Origin of the sequence: Bacillus sp. MYb56 (assembly GCF_002976445.1) — a bacterium.
Classification (GTDB): Bacteria; Bacillota; Bacilli; order Bacillales; family Bacillaceae_G; genus Bacillus_A; species Bacillus_A mycoides.
Map to the genome: position 1 here is coordinate 57,181 of NZ_PCOH01000022.1, position 21,011 is coordinate 78,191.

Consider the following 21,011-nt stretch of genomic DNA (forward strand, 5'->3'; position numbering starts at 1 on the left):
TATTTGTTTACTCATTGTATCAAGAGAGGTGGAGGGACTGGCCCTTTGAAACCTCGGCAGCAGGTTCATTTTGAATACTGTGCCACTTCCTGCAAGCTTTGTGCTTGAAAGATAGAATGAGGGACTTCGTTTATATACGGGTGCATAACTTGTACGTAAAAATCCCTCTTTCTCAATACGAAAAGAGGGATTTTTTGTTTTTCATTTCCCTCATCATCATCCAATCTTATTAACTATTTAGGAGGAAAATCAAATGAAAAAGAAGTTTGTACCCGGTATTGCATCAGTTGTAGGAGTAAGTATTTTATTATCTGGTTGCGGTAGTTATAAAAACGAAGCGAGCGGAGCAAATGCAAAAGATGAGGCACCTAGTAAGCAAGTTTTAAACTTATCTTCTCCTACTGAGATTCGAACAATGGATACGGCTCGTGCTACAGATACTGATTCTGGTCAAGTAATGAGAAACGTATTTGAAGGTTTATACAATCTTGGTGAAGGTAATAAACCTGTTCCTGGCGTTGCGAAATCTCATGAAGTAAGTGCTGATAAAACGAAATACACATTCCATTTACGAGATTCAAAATGGTCGAACGGCACACCTGTAACAGCGAAAGATTTTGTCTTCGCTTGGCAAAGAGCTGTCGATCCAGCAACAGCTTCTGAATATGCTTTTTTATTCCTGGATATTAAAAACGCTAAAAAAATTAATAGCAAAGAACTCCCATCCGATCAACTTGGTATAAAAGCAGTTGATGACCATACGTTTGAAGTAGAATTAGAGCGCCCTGTTCCGTATTTTATTAGCTTAACGGCGTTCCCAACACTTCTACCAATCAACGAGGAATTCTTTAAAGCACAAGGTGATAAGTACGCTTTAGAAGATAACAAAATCTTGTACAACGGAGCTTTTACACTAAGCGATTGGAAGCATGAACAAAGCTTTAAATTTAAGAAAAACCCTACCTATTGGGATAAAGATAATGTCAAACTCGAAGAAATCAATTTCAACGTTGTGAAAGAGAAATCAACAGAAGTAAATTTATTCGAATCCAAACAATTAGACCGTATAAAACTAACATCTGACTTCGTTGATAAATATAAAAAGGATGCTAACTTTAAAGAACGTCCGAACGTAGGGGTACAGTTTTTACGTATGAATCAGCAAAACAAAGTACTTCAAAACGTTTCTGCACGCCAAGCAATCGATCAAACAATTGATCGAAAATCTTTTGTAAATACGTTATTAAATGATGGCTCTACACCAACCTTTAGTCTCGTGCCGAAAAACTTTGCAAAAGGGCCTGATGGAAAAGACTTCCGTACTGCAAACGGCGATTTAACAAAAGTTGATACAACATCTGCACAAGAATTATGGAAGAAAGCAAAAAAAGAACTTGGTTCTGAAAAGATAACATTAGAATTATTAACAAGTGATGGTGACCTTGAGAAGAAAACTGGTGAGTTCCTAAAAGGACAACTAGAAAAGAATTTAGATGGCTTAACGGTAAATATAAAACCGCAACCACGTAAACAACAAGTTTCACTCTTATTAAAAGGTGACTACGAGATTGGAATTGACGGTTGGAGCCCTGACTTTGCTGATCCAATTACATTCCTTGAACTATTTACGACGAATAACCCTTACAATTTAGATCATTACTCTAATAAAGAGTTTGATGACACAATTGAAAAAGTTAAAACTACTTTGGCTGGTGATGAAAAAGCTCGCTGGGAAGCGTTACTAGCATCAGAAAAAATCTTATTTAAGGACTCTGTTATCGCTCCTCTTTACCAAAAAGGAGAATCTTATTTAGAGCGTTCTTATGTGAAAGGCATTGTGCAAGTAGACTTTGCAGGTCAATTAAACTTCAAATGGGCAAAAATTGAAAAATAAAGTGAAACTTTAATCAGCCCTCACCAATCGGGCTTTTACGGGCAGTTGATCCCCCCTAACTTCTTTGCTTTCACTGAATTTTGAGGCGAGGATCTTACTGCCCGTTAATGCGGGATAAAATGCAACTTAGATCATCGTGTTCTCACCCACCCCCATTGTTTTTTTAGCAAAATATATTAAAAGCAGATTCCCTAATATGAGGAAATCTGCTTTTTCAATATATTATTCCAAGAAATTAACACTCCACTTTTTATTATTGACATATAGTTCTTTCCAGTGTTAATATTCTAAATAATCAAATAAACAAAATATTTTACCATCAAAATGTAATGTCTACTAAGTTGAAACATATAACGATAGATTATAGTTCAACATGTATATACATATAGAATACCTGATTACCTATATACACATATTTATAATAGGTTTTCTCTCCTTCTATAGCTACACTTCAAGACATGGACATTATGACGTTACGAACAACACATTTAGGGAGGAAAGAACAATGAAGAAAAAAGTTGTACCTGTTGTTGCATCTGTTTTAGGGGCAAGTCTACTACTAACTGCTTGCGGGGGAAATAAAGATAATGCAGGCGGAGCAAAAGCGAACGATAAAGCACCTGATAAACAAGCGATTAACTTATCATTTGCTTCAGAAATTCCAACAATGGATGTTGCAAAAGCGACGGATGGGGAATCCATGAATGTAATGAGAAATGTTTTTGAAGGTTTATATGCTATAGGAGAAGATAATAAACCGATCCCTGGTGTTGCTGAATCGGTTGACATTAGTCCGGATAAAACAAAGTATACTTTCCATCTTCGTGATTCAAAATGGTCAAACGGTACTCCTGTTACAGCAAAAGATTTTATTTTCGCTTGGCAACGTGCCGTTAACCCTGAAACAGCTGCTGAATATGCATTCTTATTCTTTGATATAAAAAATGCGAAACAAATAAACCAAAAAGAAGTAGCAATCGATCAATTAGGCGTTAAAGCTCTTGACGATAAAACTTTAGAAGTACAACTGGACCGCCCTGTTCCCTACTTCTTAAGCTTAACGACATTTGCAACATTCTTACCAATCAATGAAGAGTATTTAAAATCTCAAGGTGATAAATACGGTTTAGAAACAAATCATTTAATTTACAATGGTGCTTTCACATTAGATAACTGGAAACATGAACAAAGCTTCCAATTGAAGAAGAACCCTAACTATTGGGATGCTAAAACTGTAAAACTAGAAGAAATCAACTTCAATGTCGTTAAAGATAAATCTACAGAAGTTAACTTATATGATTCAGGACAAATTGATCGTGTTGCTTTAACTGCGGAGTTTGTTGATAAGTATAAGAACGATTCCAACTTCAAGGAACGCGCTGAAGTCGGTATCCAATTCTTACGACTAAATCAGAAAAATGCAGTATTAAAAAATCAACATGCACGCCTCGCTATTAACGAAGCAATGAATAAAAAAGCGTACGTAGAAACAATTTTAAATAACGGTGCAATCCCAGCAGAAGGAATGGTTCCTGCGAAATTCGCAAAAAGTCCAGACGGTAATGACTTCCGTAAAGAGAATGGAAATCTAGTCAAAGATGATGTGAAATCTGCAAAAGAAAACTGGAAAAAAGCGAAACAAGAACTTGGTACTGACAAAGTAACAATTGAACTATTAACAAGTGATAATGCTTTAGCTAAGAAAACTGGTGAATATTTAAAAGGTGAATTAGAAAAGAATCTAGATGGATTAACAGTGAATTTAAAACCTCAACCACGTAAACAACAGTTAAAACTACTATTAAGTGGTGATTACGAAATCGGAATCGATGGCTGGGGCCCTGACTTCGCGGATCCTATTACATTCTTAGATCTATTCACAACAGATAGTGCTTATAACTTCGATAAATACTCTAACAAAGAGTACGACGAGCTTATTCGTAAAGTAAAAACTGATTTAGCTGGTGATGAAAAAGGTCGCTGGGAAGCAATGAAGCAAGCTGAAAAAATCTTATTACAAGATGGTGCTGTCGCTCCTTTATACCAACAAGGTCGCTCTTACTTACAACGCTCTTTCATTAAAGGACTTGTAACAACTGACTTCGGCGGTGAATTTAACTACAAGTGGACAGAAGTTGCAAAATAATAAACACTAGTAAAAAAGGTATCCCACGAAGGATACCTTTTTTACTTTATGCTTCTTTAACTACAGAACTTCCCCTCTTTACTATCACTTTTATACCTATAGTGATTCCCGCTACTAATTGTGTAACTAGTATAATAAGTAATAATGAAATAATATTTTCCGCTAAATTAACTCCACCAAATATTATTGTGTAATAACCATTCGCTGCATATGTTGCGGGAAATAATCCCGAACGGCAAACCTGTTTTTCCAATGCAGTGATAAATACATATGTATTAATACTAAGAAGACTAAAAGGACGATTATCAACTCTCTTCATAGCTCTCTTTTTGTATTGAACCAAAACTCATCATAAATATAACCATAAATATCAAATATGTTCTCCACGTCAAAGAAGGTATATGCCCTGACCAAAGATAACTAATTAAATAGTTGATTCCCATAATACACGATGATACTACTAAACTAATACTTATCAATTTCACATATTTGAGCATATCTTTTCTCCTTACTTTTTAATTTTCTATTTCTTCAAATTGCAGATTCACCGGCTCTTCTAGGAGTGTTTCATAAAAGTTTTCTGCCAAATCTGTTGAAGGAATTTTTTCATCCACTTCATCAAAACGAATACTATCTAGCCAGACACAGCCTTCTCCTGATAATAAAACACCAAATGCAATACCAAGTGCTTCTTCTTTTATATCTAGTACAACCGAGTATGATTGCCAGTTATTCGTATTTTTAATTGGACGATTTTGCATGTTATCCATAGCAATAGGCTCTGTATCTTTTCCGTCTACTCGCATCCACAATCCTGCCCAGTCTTTTACATTTTCACTCTTAATAAATGCTGTTAAACGCAACCTCTTACCTACATATTTATCCGCTCGGAACATTTGCATTAATGTTGAAAACCCTCCGTGTGTAACGTTCTCTTTTCCTTTTATATATGCAGATACTTTTCCTTGATGAACAACTTCGTAATCTAAACCCATCTCATATTCAGCAGGATGACTTCCACTTAATACCCATCCTTTCGGTATACCTTTTTCCATTGAAACGCCCTCTCTTTCTATATAAAATGACTGGAAATATTTCCGATATTTTTTTGGTGGTAATTGAAACATTCTTTTAAAAGCTCTAGTAAATGCCTCTTGTGAGGAAAAGCCATTTTGCACTGCAATATCAATGACTGCTCTTTCAGTCGATACTAAAGCCTGTGCAGCATGAGTTAATCTTCTCTTACGAACATAATCCGTTACACTCATCCCAATATAACTTTGAAAAATACGATGAAAATGGTACATCGATACTGCCCCGTGAAATGCCACTCTTTCTGTTGTAAGCTCTTCATGTAAATGATTCTCTATATATTCGATTGCTTTTTTTATCATCTCTTTATATTCTTCATGCATTTCAGTACCTCCTTACAACTTCAATTTACCATATACATACAAATCATTTTTGATTTAAATTGCGGATTAATTCTTAAAGCTATAAGTAAATAATTTATTTTCAACACATACATAATTACATGAAATTAGGAAAAACTTGTATAGAACAAATTTACATAAGGAGGAATTTATAATGAGAATTTTACTATCAATTTTATTAGCTCTTATGCTAGTACCTGCATTAACAGGATGTAAAGCTCCTGCAAAAGAAGATACAACTTCTAATAAGAAAACGACTGAAGAAGCAAAAAATGAGGCTCCTGCAGATTTAAAACTAAACTTTAATGAATTTGATTTAAAGGCAGACTATCAAGATACGAAGAAAGACTACGAAGCTGATTATAAAAATGTAGCAGCGGATAAGAAAATGGAAGCAAAAATTGAAGATCATAAAACAGATGTAAAGTTCACAGGCGATGAAGCTATTACAAAATTAAGCCCTCTTCTACAAGAATTAAAATTCGATAAAAACACACCAGATCAAGAAGTAATTGATCAAGTAGTAAATGTATTCAAACTTGATAAAGACTACCAAAAATTCGATTTAGAAGTTGTCTTCTCTGATGGAACGAAAAAAGAATATAAAAGAGAAATAAAATAAAGAAGTAGGCGGTTGCCTACTTCTTTATTTTTTAATTTTTACGTATCTTAGTTCTGGACTAGAACCGATAATGAATTGGACGCCAGATACTGATGATTTTTGTAAATATGAAGAGCTTGGGAAAATAATTGGGATTAATGGTGTATCATCAAACATAATATCTTCTGCTTTATGCAATAAGTCAAAACGCTTATCTTCGTTTTGTTCAACTTTTGCCTCTTTTACTAAAGCATCAAATTCTTTATTATGCCATTTTGCATAGTTGTTTGGACCATCACCTGCATATAAATCTAGTTTAGTAATCGGATCCAATAGAGAGCCGCCCCATCCCATATAAGCTAATTGGAAATCACTTTGCTTATATGTGTCGATGTAACTCTTCCACTCTTTATTTTCTAATTTAATATCTACACCAAGATTTTTCTTAAACATTTCTTGCATTGCTTCTGCTACTTTTTTATGTTGTGTATCTGTAGTGAATTTTAATGTTACTTCAGGTAATGTAGACCAACCTTGCTCTTTCATGCCCTCTTCTAATAATTTTTTCGCTTCTGCTGAATCGAATTTTACGTAATCGCCTTTTTCTTTACGGAAATCACGACCACCTTGTGTTTTTGCCCCTTCTGGAACAAAAGCATATGCTTCTTGTGCATTATTTTTATACAGTTTTTCAACGATAAACTTACGATCAACCGCTAATGAAAATGCCTTACGTACTTTCGCATTTGTAAACGGCTCTTTTTCTACGTTAAAGGAATAAATATAAGATGAGAATCCTGCAACACGCTTATATTCTTTGTTTCCTTTTTCTTTTTCAATCATCTCTTGTGGTAAACCACTTAGTAAATCTAATTCTTTTGACTTGTACAATTGGTACGCTGTTTTAGAATCTGGAATAATACGAAACTCAATTTCTTTTAATGTTACCTTTTTATCATAGTATTCTTTATTTTTTTGTACTGTAATAGCTTGGTTATGCTTCCATTCTTTTAATGTGAATGGTCCGTTCGTAATTAACTCTTTTGGATCTGTTTTTAATTTATTATTATCATCAATTGATTTTTTAGATAATGGAATAAATAATGAACTTGCTAATTTTTGTTTAATAGAAGCAACTGGGTGCTCAAGTGTTACCTTTAATGTTTGAGGATCAACGACTTGAATACCAACTTGTCCTTCTTCACCTTTTCCAGTATTATATGCCTCTGCTCCTTTAATAAAATACATTTCTGTCGCATTCATAGAACCCGTTTTCGGATTTAATAATCGCTTCCAGGCAAACTCAAAATCATTTGCTGTAATAGGAGAACCGTCCGACCAGTTAATATCTTTCTTTAAATGAATTGTATATTCAGTTCCATCAGCGTTTACTTCTTCTTTCTCTGCTAATTCATTTTGATATTTCCCGTCACTATCTTGCGTATATAAACTTGAAAACAATTGCCCAATTACATAACCTGACGTGCTATCTGTCGCAATGGCAGAATCAAGCGTATACGGATCACTGCTAATATTCGTTACTAATCGATCCCCGTCTCCCTTACCAGCACTCGCCTTTTGCGTCTCTTTCTTACCGCAAGCAACAGAAGTAATTGCTAAAAAAGTCATAATGACAAACAGTAAAAACTTCTTCATCCTACATTCTCCTTTAACCTGAAATTTTTGGTGTTGATGCTAATAATGTTTTTGTATAAGAATGTTGTGGATTACGGAATACTTCGTCCGTATATCCAAATTCAACAAGTTCTCCTTTGTATAAGACAGCCACTTTTTCACATAAATAGTGAACCATCGGTAAATCATGCGCGATAAATAAATATGTATAGCCTTGTTCCTTTTGAATCTTTTGCAACAAGTGCACAATTTGGATTTGAAGTGAAACATCTAATGCTGAAATTGGTTCATCAAGGATTAAAACTTCTGGCTCACATAATAACGCTCTTGCAATAGCAATACGTTGACGTTGTCCGCCGCTAAATTCGTGTGGATAGCGATCAATATATCGTCTATCTAATCCAACACGCTCTAGTGCATCACCTGCGACTTTATCTTTCAATCCTTTATCGCCTAAACCGAATGAAATATAGCCTTCTGTTACAATATCGCGTACTTTCCAGCGCGGATTTAATGCCGCTGTGGAATCTTGAAAAATGAACTGTACTTTCTGTAAGAAATCCCGCTTATGAGCTGACTTCAGCTTGTGAACAACTTGACCGTTATAATCAATTTCACCAGACGTTGGACGCTCGATCCCAGCTATGAGCTTACCAAGTGTTGTCTTTCCAGAACCACTTTCCCCAATAATGCCAAGCGTTGTTCCTTTCGGGATAGAAAGTGATATATCTTTTAAAGCTGCGATTTCTTTATTTTTACTTCCATACGTTTTCGTTACTTGCTTTACAGTAATTAAATCTGTCGTCATGAGGCATTCACCTTCTCTTTTGATTTCGCTTTATTATGCTCCAGAATATGTTGCCAGCAATGTGAGCTATGCTCCTCAGAATATGTCGTTCTCTCTGGGAAGCGATGAATACATTCTTTTATCGCTACTGGGCAACGATTTACAAAAGGACAACCAAAGCTATTTAATGTTTCAATGGAAGGTGTCGTTCCTTCTATAGCACGTAATACTTTTTCGGAATCATCCATATTCGGAATTGCTTGTAATAAACTTTTCGTATATGGATGCTTAGGTGAACCTATTACTTCTTGTATCGTCCCTTTTTCAACGACACGTCCTCCGTACATTACCACTACTCGATCAGCTACTTTACGTACAAGTGCCAAATCATGTGTAATTAATAAAATACTCGTATTTTGTTTTTCTTTTCTTGCTTTTAACAACTCCATAATTTGCTTTTGAATCGTTACATCTAATGCTGTTGTAGGTTCATCTGCAATAACAAGCTTTGGGTGACAAGCAAACGCAATTGCTAAACAAATACGCTGCCTCATACCTCCGCTCAACTGATACGGGTATTGTTCAAAGCGTTTCTCTGCTTCATGTATCCCTAAATCATTTAGTAAGTTAATCGCAATTTCTTTCGCTTCTTTTCTCGATTTCTTTTCATGTTGCAAAATTACTTCTGCAATTTGTTTGCCTACCTTCATCGTTGGGTTTAAAGATGAAAGCGGATCTTGAAAGATAAAGGAAATATCTTTCCCGCGAATTTGATTCCATTCTGATTCTTGTAAACCAGTTAATTCCTTTGATTTGAAAGATACATTTCCATCATCAATATGAATTGATTCTTGATTTAAGCCGATAATAGATTGTGCTGTAACACTTTTCCCTGAACCACTTTCTCCGACAAGTGCAACTATTTCACCTTCGTTAATAGAAAAGGAAACATGCTTCACAATCGCTTGCTTACTATTCTCTTTTTCAACGGCCAACGTTACGTTTTCTAAAGATAAGATTTGTGCCATGTTTTTTCTCCTTTCGATTACGTTTTACGATTTTCGGATCAATCGCATCTTGCAAACCATCACCAATCGCATTAAATGCGAACATGATGAATGCAATCATGATTGCCGGGAAGAATAGTTGCCACCATTCTCCGCTTAGTAACGTCCCAAGTGCATCGTTCGTCATCGTGCCCCAGCTTGCCGCCGGTGATTGTACTCCAAGTCCGATAAAGCTTAAAAATGATTCTGAGAAAATAGCTGCTGGAATGGTAAATGATAAATTTACGATAATAATCCCTGTTAAGTTTGGAATTAAATGCCCATATATAATTTTCATATGAGGTGTACCTAATCGCTCTGCTGCGATAACAAATTCTCTTTGTTTTAAAGACAAGACTTGCGCTCTAATGAGGCGTGCCATGCCAATCCATCCCGTCAATGCAAGGGCGATAATAATTGTAAAAAGGCCTGGTTTCATAACAATTAATAGTAAAATAACAATTAACAAATATGGAATACCGTATAACACTTCAATCCCTCTTATAATCCACTCGTCAATTAACGTTCCAAGACGATTACGTCCTCTCACATATCCACTAAAGCCACCAATTAGTACACCTAGCCCAATATCAAGAGCTGCTGCCACTAATCCAACTGTTAGTGAAATTTTCCCTCCAGCCCAAGTACGCGCCCATATGTCTCTTCCTAAATCATCTGTTCCGAACCAATGCTCACTACTAGGTGGTAAGTTTGTTGCTTCTTTTACTTGTTCACTCGCAGTAAATGACGTTAAACTTTCGCCAATAAGCGAGAAAACAATAATTAGTAATAACGTCACTGCCCCTAAAACTGCTATAGGGTTTGATATAAACTTGCGAAACACTTCCTTTTTCCGGCTAATCGTTTGCTGATCTTTATTTATCGTTAATTCTTTTTTCTCTTCATTCGTTAATAACTGGTCATTAATTTCATAAGCCCCCATTTAAACATCACCCTCCTTACGTAATAGAACGAATGCGCGGATCAACAATACGATGAATGATATCTGTAATAAAAATACATACAATTAATAGCGCACTATAGAAAATGGTTGTTCCCATAATCACCGGATAATCTCGGTTGAAAATACTGTCTACAAAATATTTTCCTAAACCAGGAATTGAAAAGATTTTTTCAATAACGAAAGTCCCTGTTAAAAGTCCAGCCATTAATGGGCCAACAAATGTAAGTACCGGAACAATCGCATTTCGAAGAGCATGTCTTATAATGATTTTCTTAATTGGTATACCTTTCGCTCTCGCTAGCTTAATATAATCACTCTGCAACACTTCAATCATATTAGAGCGAACAAATCTTGTAATAACTGCGATTGGTCCTAACGCTAATGCGAAGGAGGGTAATACAGTATGCTCAAATGTTCCCCAAGACGCCACTGGTAGTAATTCAAATTGTATGGCGAATACTTGTATAAATAGTGGTGCTAAAATAAAACTAGGAATAGAAATACCGAGAATCGCAAGCAAGCTCACACTATAATCAATCACTTTCCCATGATATAGCGCGGCAAATGTACCTGCGGCAATTCCGACTAACAATGAAATAACAAGTGCTTGTAAACCAATAATTGCCGATGGTCCAAAACCAGTTGTTATAATTTCCGATACACCTTGACCTGTCGATTGAACAGATTCGCCAAAATCAAAATGAACTACCCCATCCAAATAAGCAACATACTGATTCCATAACGGTTCATCAAGGTGATACTTCGCTCTCATGTTTTGTATTACTTCTTCAGGAAAGATTTTCGCATCTGATGAAAACGGATCACCTGGAATAATATGCATAATTAAAAATGTTATTGTCGTAATGACCCATAGCGTGAATACCATAACCGATAGTTTTTTAATAACATACACTTCAATAACCCCCTAAACAAATGAATTTACTTTGTTTTATTGACATATTTGTTGCCATTACTCCTTCTCTACTTCTTAAAACACAAAAAGCCTTGATCTTAAAAAATAAGATCAAGGCTTAATAAACGAAGGCCCATCACTTATCTTTCAAGACTTGCTTGCTGGAATTAGCACGGTGTTCCTGTTACAGAACCCGCTGCTGAGGTGTCATAGGGCCAGTCCCTCTACCTCTCTGGATAAGTAAATTGCTATATTATTATTTGGTTCAAATTGTATATTTTGAATTATAATTCTGAAAAAATGAAAAGTCAATCAAATTGGATATATTTAGAAAAATCAGTTTTCTATTATATTAGTTATTGAAATTACAATCTTTCGCTTATAATAAAAAGAAATTGTATTAAAGGAGTTATAAGATGGATCCACTACTTCTGGCTACTATAGGATTGCCATTAACAATCGTCATACTCGTCATCATCGGCTTCTATAAACTCTTCATTAAAAAGAAAAGCATCACTTCTTTTTACACTCCATTCGATAATATTACTGGACAAACAATTTCAGAATTTCACGAAGAACAGAAGATATTAGTATCCGAGGATGAAGACGGAGATGGTAAAAAGAAAAAATAACCTTGCGCATGCGCAAGGTTATTTTTTCGCCTCTGTTTGAAAGCGTTTATAGTATGTCGATGCTGTTGAAAAATTAATTTCTATATCACGAATCAACGATGAATCTTCTTCTTTAGCTAACTTCTGTAATTTTTTCATCGCTTGTTCTGCTTCATTTAAGAAACCAACATATAGTTCATGTTCGTCCTCTTTCGACTTCGGCACACGAATTTCTTTACGCATATGATCAATATCTTCTAACATGCCCGTCGTTACCTTCTGCACGTCTTCTTTATATTTAGCATCCGTTATTTCCTTACCGCCCTTTTCTTTTGCCACTTCCCATAACTGTAATGCTTTATTAATTTCTTTGTTCATCTTCATATCATATTTTTCATGTATTTCGCGATACACTTTCATCTCTTCTGTTTGTTCAGTAGATTGCTCTACCTTTTCTTTCGGTTCTTTCGTATCTTTATTTCCATTACACCCTGCTAGAAGGAGCATACTTCCCATTACAGCAATACCCAAAACCTTCTTCATCTCTTCTTCTCCTTTTATCTATAGCTATTACTCATTATAGTTTCTTTTATCTCCACTTGTTATTATACCGAGAACACCCTACTTTTTACACTTAAGACGAGCTCTTAATATACACACCAACATTTTTGTCACAGTATCGTCACTTTATGCAAATAACTTTTGCATCACCTTACAACACTGTATAAGTTATTTCAAAGAAATGAAAAAAGAGCTGATTCAACACATGTTTGAATCAGCTCTTTTTTATAAATTAAGCCTCTAAATTTTGTCTTTGTTGCAGTTCAAACTGCTTCTCACTTCTTCTGGCCATAAATAGATAACATAACACAGCACCAATTTCACAAAGCGCTATCACAACCCCCATCGGTAATGCGGTATTGCTTCCGCCAATACCTACTAATGGTGCAACAAGTGCTCCTGAAATGAACTGTAATAAACCTAGTAAAGCTGATGCTGTTCCTGCTGCTTGTTTTTGATTTCTCATCGCTAACGAGAAGCCGGTTGTTGATACAACCCCAACACTTGATACAACAAGAAATAGCGAGCATAAAACACCGATTAGCCCTATTCCTAATACGATTGTAAGTAGTAATGATAGACCGCCAACAGCCGCAATAATAATACCAGCAACAAATAAAGTTTTCTCATTAACTTTCCCTGCTAAACGGCCCGTAACCTGACTAGCAATAATAATACCGATACCGTTAATCGCAAAGAATAAGCTAAATTGCTGTGGTGATGCTCCGTATATGTTCTGCAACACAAACGGTGAACCAGAAATATAAGCAAACATTGCAGCTGTTACTAATCCTTGCGACAATGCATACCCCATAAATAAACGATCTTTCAGAAGCTTTCCGTATGTTGCAAGCGTTCCTGATAATCCACCTGTCTCTCTTTCTTCAGGAGGTAATGTTTCACGTAATACGAAAGTAGCTGATATTAGCATGAATACACTAATTGCTCCAAGAACGATAAAAACGCCGCGCCATGATGTGAACTGTAATAATTGCCCTCCAATAATCGGTGCCAAAATAGGCGCTGCTCCGTTTACTAACATAAGCAGTGAGAAAAACTTCGTCATTTCAGAACCTGAATACATATCACGTACCATTGCACGTGATATAACGATACCAGCAGATCCTGAAGCACCTTGTAAGAAACGTAAAAGCACTAAACTCCAAATCGATGGTGCAACAGCACAAAGTAAAGAAGAAGCAACATAAATAATAAGAGCGATAATAAGAGGTTTGCGTCTTCCGTAAATGTCACTAATTGAACCAATAAATAACTGCCCTACTGAAAGCCCAAGCAGACAAGCAGTTAATGTAAGCTGCGCGAGGGATGCACCCGTTTGTAAATCATCCGTTAACTTTGGTAAAGAAGGCAAATACATATCAATAGATAATGGCCCAATTGCCGTAAGTGTCCCTAATACAAGAATCATCCATAACCTGTTTGTCTTTACAGGTTTATATATTTCGTGATTAACTCCATTCACTTTTTCCATTCACCCTTTCATATAAACACTTAATCGTAACAATTATAGTTACAACATGAATATACGTCAAGTATACCGTATTTTCCTGTTTAATAATGTAAAAAAAGCGATAGAATCTCTATCGCTTTACTTTTTCAAATTACTATTTGTAAATTTAGATACAGATGCCATCATTTCTCCTGTGTCTAAATATGTGATTTGAATTGGATCTCCTACTTCTGTAAACATTGCATATGGGAATTTCTTCGCCGGTACCATGAATACTTTTTGCTCGTTTTCTAATAGTACGTATACAATCGTATTTTCACCTGATTTTTCTTTATACACACGTTGTACAGTACCTTCTTTTTGCGCTTCTTTCCCATTTGAAGTCGGTCTAAATGAATCACCACTTCCGCTCAGCGCATTTTTATAATTCTCAAGTGCTTCTTTTTGCGTTGAACCTGTTGCAAACACTTTTGCATTAGAAGCATATATGACAGTATGAGCACGTACTAATCCTCCGTCATCAATAACAGGTACAATCCAAGAAGGTTTACCGTACACGTTATAAATAACCGGCATCGTTCCGTGCCATTTCTCTCTCTTAAAGGAATTATCCACTACTTCTGTAGCAGCCGAACCATCCATAATTCCCTTTACTTCTTTTCCATTATAGTAATACAACTTACCTGTACGCGCATCAATAAGCGAATAGCCTAGTGCAGAATCTACTCCTTCTTTCGGAGAGGTGAAATCAGTAAAATAATATAACGTTCCATCCTTACCGAAGATTGGTGTAACTCCTTCTTTCGTTCCCCACTCAGTCGGAATCTTCATATCCGTTTGTGAGAATTTTGTATTCCAAAATCCGTGAATATATTTACCAAAATACGTATTTAATGTAGATGCAGTCTCGTGATTTAATACGCCATCAACGAATTTAGGTGCCTTTCCTTTGTCGTATCTTTTCACTTCACCTGTTTGTGCGTCTACTACTACAACACCTTCTACTTCAAATCCAGATCTTCCTGAAATAAATTCACCATACGTCATTGTATAATACGGTTTCCCTTTATCATCAACTTCAAATTTTGGTTTCCCTTTAAAAACTAAATCTGGCTCTGCTTTTCGAACGACACGTTCTAATTTATTACCGAAAAACATGCTTGGTACATACTTCATTTTATATCCAAGATGTAATTTCGCTTCCGCATCAGGATTTGTACCTGACATTGTTACGTAACCTGGAATTGTTTCCGCTTTACGTGCTTTAAAAAATCCTGAAACTTCTATCGGTGCTACATATAAAGCCTCACCATTTACCATTTGTGGCGTTAATTCCCCTAGCTCAAAATAAGCTACTTTCGGAATATCACCAAATACCTTTTTCATTTTATTTTCCGCTGTTTTAGGCGGAACTGTAAACGGTTGGTCATTTTCAGTAAATGGCTCTGAGATATCTTTCTCTACCTTCACGACCGAATCATATTTCTTTTGCGAGATTACTATATCGTGCAAATAACCAAAATAGCCGTAACTTGCGAGTAAAAGGAACATTAGAAGTCCTTTTAACGTACCTTCTAATTTCCCTACCTGCTCTTGTGAGAATAAAACAAGCCCAATTAAAATCGCTACTGCAACAGAATAATGAGTAAGAATAGAATCTGCTCGATCATCAATTAGCCAGAAATATTCATAGATTGCAATACCTATCCAAAATAAAACAGGAATAACTAAAATAGATGATTTCTTACCCTTTACAACTTTCTCATTTCCTCCTTTATCCACCGCGCGAATTTTATTACCGCTTCTAGTCCATGGAATCAAAAACAAAGTGAGAATAGCTAAAACTATAAATTTCATCAAAGGCAATGTCCCCTTTTCTTTTGTCTTCTCCATAAGTATAACAAATAAAGGGTAATCAGGTAAAAATGGGAATGGAAATACTTTTAATTACTTTTCACCGCGGCTTAATACAAATCCACTAACTACATATAAAACTGAAGCAATGTAAAAAATAGTCCCTATCGTAAAGAAATCCACTAGGTAACCAGTTGCAATTATAGCTACTCCGCCCCCAATTGATGTCCATACATGGTATTTTCCAATTTCGTAACCAGCTTCCTTATGCGCTACCTTTCGTGCTAACGATGTCTTCTCCGTATTACGCTGCACAGCACCTAAAATACCCATTAAAATTTGGAGAATGTATACATGCCAAACTTCTGTTGCAATAGGGAAAAAAAGCATTAATATAGCCATGGACCATGCGTATATAATTAATAACTTTCTATCACCTACCCTATCAGAGATTCTTCCAACTAACGGATATACTAGAGCTGAAGTTAAGGCAAATAAGCCGTACGCCCAGCCAAATTGCGAGAAACTATTTCCTACATTTCGAAGCAATAGTATATAAAAAGGAAATACCATACTACCTGCCATCATAATAATGCTTTGTGAGGCTACAAATCTTCTATATGTCATTTGCTATACTCCTTATAAAATAAATTCACAAACCTTTCCTCTGGGTCTACTTCCTTCTTCTTCTGAAGGAATTCTTCTATGCGAGGATACGCTTTCTTTAGTTGCTCCTTTTCCGGATAAGAATAATACGGTAAATAATAACTTCCATTATGCTTTAACGTAACATCAATCATCTTTTGAATGACCACTTTTGTTTTCTTTATTTCATCTTCAGAACGCCCTTGATTAATTAGAAGCACAAGCGCAAACATATCATCTTTCGCATAAGATAGCACCGCATTCTCATTCTTTTCTACATAGCGGATTGTAATGTTAAGAAGGTTTAATTCCTCTTCATTTAAAACGCTTCGCAAATCATCTATATACTCTGCAAAACCATCTATCGGTACAAAGTACTCTTGTAAAACTTCGGTCAAGTTTGGATTATCGTATTCCATAAAAGCACTATCAGATCTCATTACGTTATTTCGAGTTTCGTACTTACCATCTGTACGTTCAAAATAACTTCTTTGTATATCCCAAAATGCGCCCTTTCCCCAGTCACTATAACGTGATAACCCAAGTAAAAATTTCGGCGCAGCTATAATATTTTCTTCTTTTAATTTGCTGTACTCTCCCAGCTTCTGTTGATCTTCTGCCAGTACATAATCTGTTACATACATTTCTTTTAAAAATGAATTTGGGGCAACAGAAATACGTGCTAAATGCATACGTATATTCTCATCCCTTCGCACTTTATTCTTAAAGTATGAAGAGTATTCTTTATAATCTAGTACTTTCGTATGCGTTTCATACAATTCATCGTTTGTTAACTGTAGCGTCACATCTAAAATCACACCAAATAATCCATATCCCCCAATTACATATGGAAACAAGTCAGCATTTTCTTCTCTATTTACATTACGCACCGTACCATCTGCCATTAACAATCTGAACGACTCTACTGTATCAATCAATGCTTCATGACGAATATCACGCCCATGTACATTTACACTTAATGAACCACCCACAGTAAAAATATTTTGAGATTGCATCACTTGAACTGCAAGACCATATGGATTGATTTTCTTTTGAATGTCATTCCATGTGACACCGCTTTGTACCCTAATCCTCTTCTTCTCCGGATCGAATTCTAATATTTCATTATACCCTTTCATATCAAGCATCGTACCGTTCGGATAATACGTCTGCCCACCTTGGCTATGTTGCATACCTGCAATAGAAATCTTCTCTCCAGAAACATTTGCATCTTGCACTAACTGTTTTAATGAACGTTCATCCTCAGCATTTTCAACACGTTTAATTTTCGTTGGAAGCAACTTCCCTACATCACTCATAATAGGATGATCCAGTTGCCCTTTGTATGTATATACAGATGTCGCGAGCAACACTGTATACGCTACAATAACAACTGCTATCTTTCTTTTTTTCAAATGGCACTCTCCTCTTCTAACGTTCTTCCTCTTCATATTGTACCTACTTTCCTACGAAGAAGGTATTAACAAAAAAGAGAGAGACCCTTTATTTTAGGTCCCTCCCTCATCAAGACTGTTACTTTGCTGCTGGCAGCTGTATTGGCTCAAACTTTTCGTACGATGTATATTTTGCATTCGTAATAATGTGTGCCTTATCCTTACCATTACTACTCATAATCATATCTATCTTCGCTGATTCATATTTAAAATCTTTTGTAATGATATATTCTGCATCCACTTCTTCTATCTTTGCGTTTTGTGCTTGTAGCATTTTCTTCTGCGTTTCATCCATGCTAGTTAACATACTTTCTGTTTCTTGCCCTTTTAATGTAAATTTCAGTTTATATTTATCTCCGCTTTTCTCCATCTTCATTTTATCTAAAACTACTGCTGGTACTTCTAACTTATCTATAATATCTTGAGTCGCTTTCATTCCACCAGCGTTTAATTGCTCCTCTGGTACGGTTATAACTTCTCCTGTATTAGGGTTTTTCACCTCACCAGCAACTTTACCATCCACTGTATACACTACAACATCTGTACCAGAAATATTCATTTCAGAACGAGAATTCTTTGTCTTTGGCTCTAATTGCATCTTAGCCTTTAATATATCCATCTCTGTTCCCTCAGCTTTTATCCCTACATCATATGTCATCGTTACATTTTCTTCATTTTTAAAAGCTTCGTTCGTTTTCTTGAAAACATCCTTCGCTGCTAATTCCTTTTCTTTTTGCATGGCTTCTTTTTTCGGTTCATCAGTCTTTGTTGTTTTCTCATTGCTACACCCTACCCCCAGACTGATTGCAAGCACTAAACTTGAAATAAAAATAGTTTTTTTCATAATGTCGCCCCCTTTCTCAAAATAATATCACCTCTTTTCCTACGAAATCTATATAATTTTTAATCTTTATTCGCTATATAGCGACATGTTTGATGAGAGTTTTAAATATGATGTAAATAACAACAACTCATTTCAGGAGGTCATTATGAAGGCGATCATTTGCACACAGTATGGACCACCTAACGTTCTTCATCTTCAAAATATAGAGAAACCTACACCTAAAAAGAACGAAGTATTAATTAAAATTCACGCAACAAGTGTAACGACTGGAGATTGTAGAATACGCGGCTTTAATAGCCCCCTCTTATTTTGGATTCCTATGCGGATCATATTAGGTTTCAGAAAACCGAGAAAACCTGTACTCGGCGTAGAGTTATCCGGTGAAATCGAAGAAGTAGGAACAGATGTAACTCAATTTAAAAAAGGTGATCCAATTTTTGCATTAACAGAACTAAACCTCGGTGGTTATGCCGAGTACACATGCGTACATGAAAGTGGATTAATAACATTAAAACCTACCAATGTGACGTATGAAGAAGCGGCAGTTATTCCTTTTGGTGGAACTTCAGCATTACATTTCCTGAGAAAGGGCCGTATAAAAAAAGGGCAACAAGTGCTCATATATGGTGCCTCCGGATCAGTAGGAACAGCTGCTGTACAACTTGCTAAATATTTCGGCGCGACCGTTACGGCTGTTTGTAGTAATTCAAATTTTGAACTCGTGCAATCTTTAGGAGCTGATAAAGTAATTGATTATACGAAAGAAGATTTTACTAAGCAAGGCAAATGCTACGATATTATATTTGATGCAGTTGGGAAGTATAAAAAATCCCTTTGTACAAATACATTAACACCCAATGGAAAATATGTATCTGTTAATGGAATGATGGCCAAGGTAAGTAAAGAGGATATGATTCTATTAAAAAAACTAGTCGAAACGGAAAAACTAAAGCCCGTTATTGATAGAACTTACCGATTAGAAGAAATTGCTGAAGCTCATATGTATGTGGAAAAGGGACATAAAAAAGGGAATGTTTCGATTATCCTAAAATAAAATATATTCAGAAAATAATATTGACAATTCTTTTTGTAAGATTTACTATTAGTACCATATTAAAAAACTACATACACATACTCTTATCAAGAGTGGCGGAGGGACTGGCCCGATGATGCCCGGCAACCGAGCTTATAACGTATAAGCTAAGGTGCTAATTCCTGCAGAACGATTTTCGTTTTGGAAGATAAGAGAGGAACCTATTTTGTCTATTCGGCACCTCTCTTATTTTTGAGAGGTGCTTTTTATTTTGGAACGTATATTAAGGGGGAATTATAGATGAAAAAGGTGTTATTAAGTATTGTAAGTGGAGCGATATTATTGTTAGGTGCATGTGGTGCTAATTCTGATAAAGAGGTAAAAGCATTAGATGAGAAAAAGATTACTGTCGGCGTAACGGGTGGACCGCATGAACAAATTTTTGAAAAGGTAAAAGAAGTGGCAGCAAAAGATGGTCTCGAAATTGATGTAAAGGTATTTAATGATTATGTAGCGCCAAACGTATCTTTAGATGAAAAAAGCCTCGATGTAAATAGCTATCAAACTAAATCTTATTTAGACGTATTTAAAGCTGAACGCAACATGAAATTAACTGAAGTATTTTCCACAGTAACATTCCCTATGGGTGTATATTCTAAAAGCTTAAAAGATGTAAAAGAATTAAAAGAGGGCGATGCAATCGCTGTCCCAAATGATCCAACAAATGAGCTTCGTGCTTTAAAGCTATTTGAAAAAGCAGGTGTTTTAAAGGTTGATCCAAAAGCTACAGAAAAAGCGACTGCAAAAGATGTAATTGAAAACCCGAAAAATTTAAAGATTGTTGAATTAGAGGCATCTCAATTACCAACACAGCTAAGTGAAGTAAAGGCAGCTGCAATTAATACAAACTTTGCATTAGGTGCAAAATTAAGCCCAGCGAAAGATTCTATTTTCCGCGAAGGAAAAGATTCACCATATGTGAATTGGGTCGTTGTTCGTACTGAAAATAAAGATGATGCTGTTGTTAATAAATTAAAAAAAGCTTATCAATCTAAAGAAGTAAAAGATTTCATTGAGAAAAAATTCGATGGTTCTGTTTTACCGTCTTGGTAGGAGCTG

General features: G+C 35.6%; 20 protein-coding genes and 3 riboswitches. Of the genes, 6 read left to right on the plus strand and 14 right to left on the minus strand.

Going from position 1 to position 21,011, the window contains the following annotated elements; all coding sequences use genetic code 11:
- Window positions 1-13: 13 nt before the first annotated feature.
- Window positions 14-118: riboswitch (SAM riboswitch) on the plus strand.
- Between the two features lie 135 nt (window positions 119-253).
- Complete coding sequence (locus tag CQ058_RS22275) at window positions 254-1,894, plus strand: peptide ABC transporter substrate-binding protein (protein WP_002191725.1); 1,641 nt, start codon at window positions 254-256, stop codon at window positions 1,892-1,894.
- Window positions 1,895-2,399: 505 nt separating this feature from the next.
- The gene (locus CQ058_RS22280; RefSeq protein WP_002124743.1) at window positions 2,400-4,040 is read left to right on the plus strand and encodes a peptide ABC transporter substrate-binding protein; all 1,641 of its coding nucleotides are present in this window, start codon (window positions 2,400-2,402) and stop codon (window positions 4,038-4,040) included.
- Between the two features lie 46 nt (window positions 4,041-4,086).
- On the opposite strand, the gene CQ058_RS22285 is transcribed toward CQ058_RS22280, so the two are convergent.
- From CQ058_RS22285 to CQ058_RS22295, 3 genes are read right to left on the minus strand one after another with little or no spacing between them, the layout of a single operon-like run.
- Window positions 4,087-4,359 (minus strand): hypothetical protein, encoded by a 273-nt coding sequence (locus CQ058_RS22285; RefSeq protein ID WP_002091435.1) that lies wholly within the window; start codon window positions 4,357-4,359, stop codon window positions 4,087-4,089.
- The gene (locus CQ058_RS22290) at window positions 4,346-4,537 is read right to left on the minus strand and encodes a hypothetical protein (protein ID WP_002124741.1); all 192 of its coding nucleotides are present in this window, start codon (window positions 4,535-4,537) and stop codon (window positions 4,346-4,348) included. The genes CQ058_RS22285 and CQ058_RS22290 overlap by 14 nt, the downstream gene beginning before the upstream one ends.
- Before the next feature lie 18 nt (window positions 4,538-4,555).
- On the minus strand, window positions 4,556-5,455 hold the full coding sequence (locus CQ058_RS22295; RefSeq protein WP_002124740.1) for a helix-turn-helix domain-containing protein: 900 nt from the start codon (window positions 5,453-5,455) through the stop codon (window positions 4,556-4,558).
- Between the two features lie 172 nt (window positions 5,456-5,627).
- Between CQ058_RS22295 and CQ058_RS22300 the strand changes: the two genes are divergently transcribed.
- Entirely contained in the window at window positions 5,628-6,095 is a 468-nt protein-coding gene (locus CQ058_RS22300; RefSeq protein ID WP_001221531.1) for a YusW family protein, read from the plus strand.
- A 24-nt stretch (window positions 6,096-6,119) separates the two neighbouring features.
- Here the strand turns inward: CQ058_RS22300 and CQ058_RS22305 are convergent, their stop codons facing one another.
- From CQ058_RS22305 to CQ058_RS22325, 5 genes are read right to left on the minus strand one after another with little or no spacing between them, the layout of a single operon-like run.
- Window positions 6,120-7,730 (minus strand): peptide ABC transporter substrate-binding protein, encoded by a 1,611-nt coding sequence (locus CQ058_RS22305; RefSeq protein ID WP_002191724.1) that lies wholly within the window; start codon window positions 7,728-7,730, stop codon window positions 6,120-6,122.
- 13 nt (window positions 7,731-7,743) lie between these two features.
- Window positions 7,744-8,517: an ABC transporter ATP-binding protein gene (locus CQ058_RS22310; protein ID WP_002169314.1), complete on the minus strand. Its 774-nt coding sequence runs from the start codon at window positions 8,515-8,517 to the stop codon at window positions 7,744-7,746.
- Window positions 8,514-9,524 carry an ABC transporter ATP-binding protein gene (locus CQ058_RS22315; RefSeq protein ID WP_002191723.1) on the minus strand — a complete coding sequence of 337 codons (1,011 nt, stop codon included), beginning with the start codon at window positions 9,522-9,524 and terminating at the stop codon, window positions 8,514-8,516. Before CQ058_RS22315 ends, CQ058_RS22310 begins: the two co-directional genes overlap by 4 nt.
- Window positions 9,481-10,485 (minus strand): ABC transporter permease, encoded by a 1,005-nt coding sequence (locus tag CQ058_RS22320; protein WP_002124733.1) that lies wholly within the window; start codon window positions 10,483-10,485, stop codon window positions 9,481-9,483. The genes CQ058_RS22315 and CQ058_RS22320 overlap by 44 nt, the downstream gene beginning before the upstream one ends.
- Window positions 10,486-10,501: 16 nt before the next feature.
- Window positions 10,502-11,419 carry an ABC transporter permease gene (locus tag CQ058_RS22325; RefSeq protein ID WP_002124730.1) on the minus strand — a complete coding sequence of 306 codons (918 nt, stop codon included), beginning with the start codon at window positions 11,417-11,419 and terminating at the stop codon, window positions 10,502-10,504.
- 137 nt (window positions 11,420-11,556) lie between these two features.
- A riboswitch (SAM riboswitch) is annotated at window positions 11,557-11,662 on the minus strand.
- 173 nt (window positions 11,663-11,835) lie between these two features.
- Here CQ058_RS22325 and CQ058_RS22330 point away from each other — a divergent pair.
- Entirely contained in the window at window positions 11,836-12,051 is a 216-nt protein-coding gene (locus CQ058_RS22330) for a DUF3951 domain-containing protein (RefSeq protein WP_000371388.1), read from the plus strand.
- A gap of 18 nt (window positions 12,052-12,069) precedes the next feature.
- On the opposite strand, the gene CQ058_RS22335 is transcribed toward CQ058_RS22330, so the two are convergent.
- The 6 genes from CQ058_RS22335 to CQ058_RS22360 all read right to left on the minus strand — a co-directional run bounded on the left by CQ058_RS22335 (window position 12,070) and on the right by CQ058_RS22360 (window position 18,859).
- Complete coding sequence (locus CQ058_RS22335; protein ID WP_002124728.1) at window positions 12,070-12,573, minus strand: hypothetical protein; 504 nt, start codon at window positions 12,571-12,573, stop codon at window positions 12,070-12,072.
- Window positions 12,574-12,823: 250 nt separating this feature from the next.
- Entirely contained in the window at window positions 12,824-14,083 is a 1,260-nt protein-coding gene (locus CQ058_RS22340) for a multidrug effflux MFS transporter (protein ID WP_003186924.1), read from the minus strand.
- Between the two features lie 117 nt (window positions 14,084-14,200).
- Window positions 14,201-15,919 (minus strand): DUF3981 domain-containing protein, encoded by a 1,719-nt coding sequence (locus CQ058_RS22345; protein ID WP_002187530.1) that lies wholly within the window; start codon window positions 15,917-15,919, stop codon window positions 14,201-14,203.
- A gap of 90 nt (window positions 15,920-16,009) precedes the next feature.
- Window positions 16,010-16,543 carry an MFS transporter gene (locus tag CQ058_RS22350; protein WP_002191720.1) on the minus strand — a complete coding sequence of 178 codons (534 nt, stop codon included), beginning with the start codon at window positions 16,541-16,543 and terminating at the stop codon, window positions 16,010-16,012.
- Window positions 16,540-17,976 (minus strand): FAD-binding oxidoreductase, encoded by a 1,437-nt coding sequence (locus CQ058_RS22355; RefSeq protein WP_002191719.1) that lies wholly within the window; start codon window positions 17,974-17,976, stop codon window positions 16,540-16,542. Before CQ058_RS22355 ends, CQ058_RS22350 begins: the two co-directional genes overlap by 4 nt.
- A gap of 118 nt (window positions 17,977-18,094) precedes the next feature.
- Window positions 18,095-18,859 carry a DUF6612 family protein gene (locus CQ058_RS22360; RefSeq protein WP_002191718.1) on the minus strand — a complete coding sequence of 255 codons (765 nt, stop codon included), beginning with the start codon at window positions 18,857-18,859 and terminating at the stop codon, window positions 18,095-18,097.
- Window positions 18,860-19,004: 145 nt separating this feature from the next.
- Here CQ058_RS22360 and CQ058_RS22365 point away from each other — a divergent pair, with 145 nt between their 5' ends.
- Both CQ058_RS22365 and CQ058_RS22370 read left to right on the plus strand, forming a co-directional pair.
- Window positions 19,005-19,913 carry an NAD(P)-dependent alcohol dehydrogenase gene (locus CQ058_RS22365; RefSeq protein ID WP_002192204.1) on the plus strand — a complete coding sequence of 303 codons (909 nt, stop codon included), beginning with the start codon at window positions 19,005-19,007 and terminating at the stop codon, window positions 19,911-19,913.
- Window positions 19,914-19,993: 80 nt separating this feature from the next.
- Window positions 19,994-20,107, plus strand: a riboswitch (SAM riboswitch).
- 85 nt (window positions 20,108-20,192) lie between these two features.
- Window positions 20,193-21,005: a MetQ/NlpA family ABC transporter substrate-binding protein gene (locus CQ058_RS22370; RefSeq protein ID WP_002124722.1), complete on the plus strand. Its 813-nt coding sequence runs from the start codon at window positions 20,193-20,195 to the stop codon at window positions 21,003-21,005.
- The last annotated feature ends 6 nt before the right edge of the window (window positions 21,006-21,011 follow it).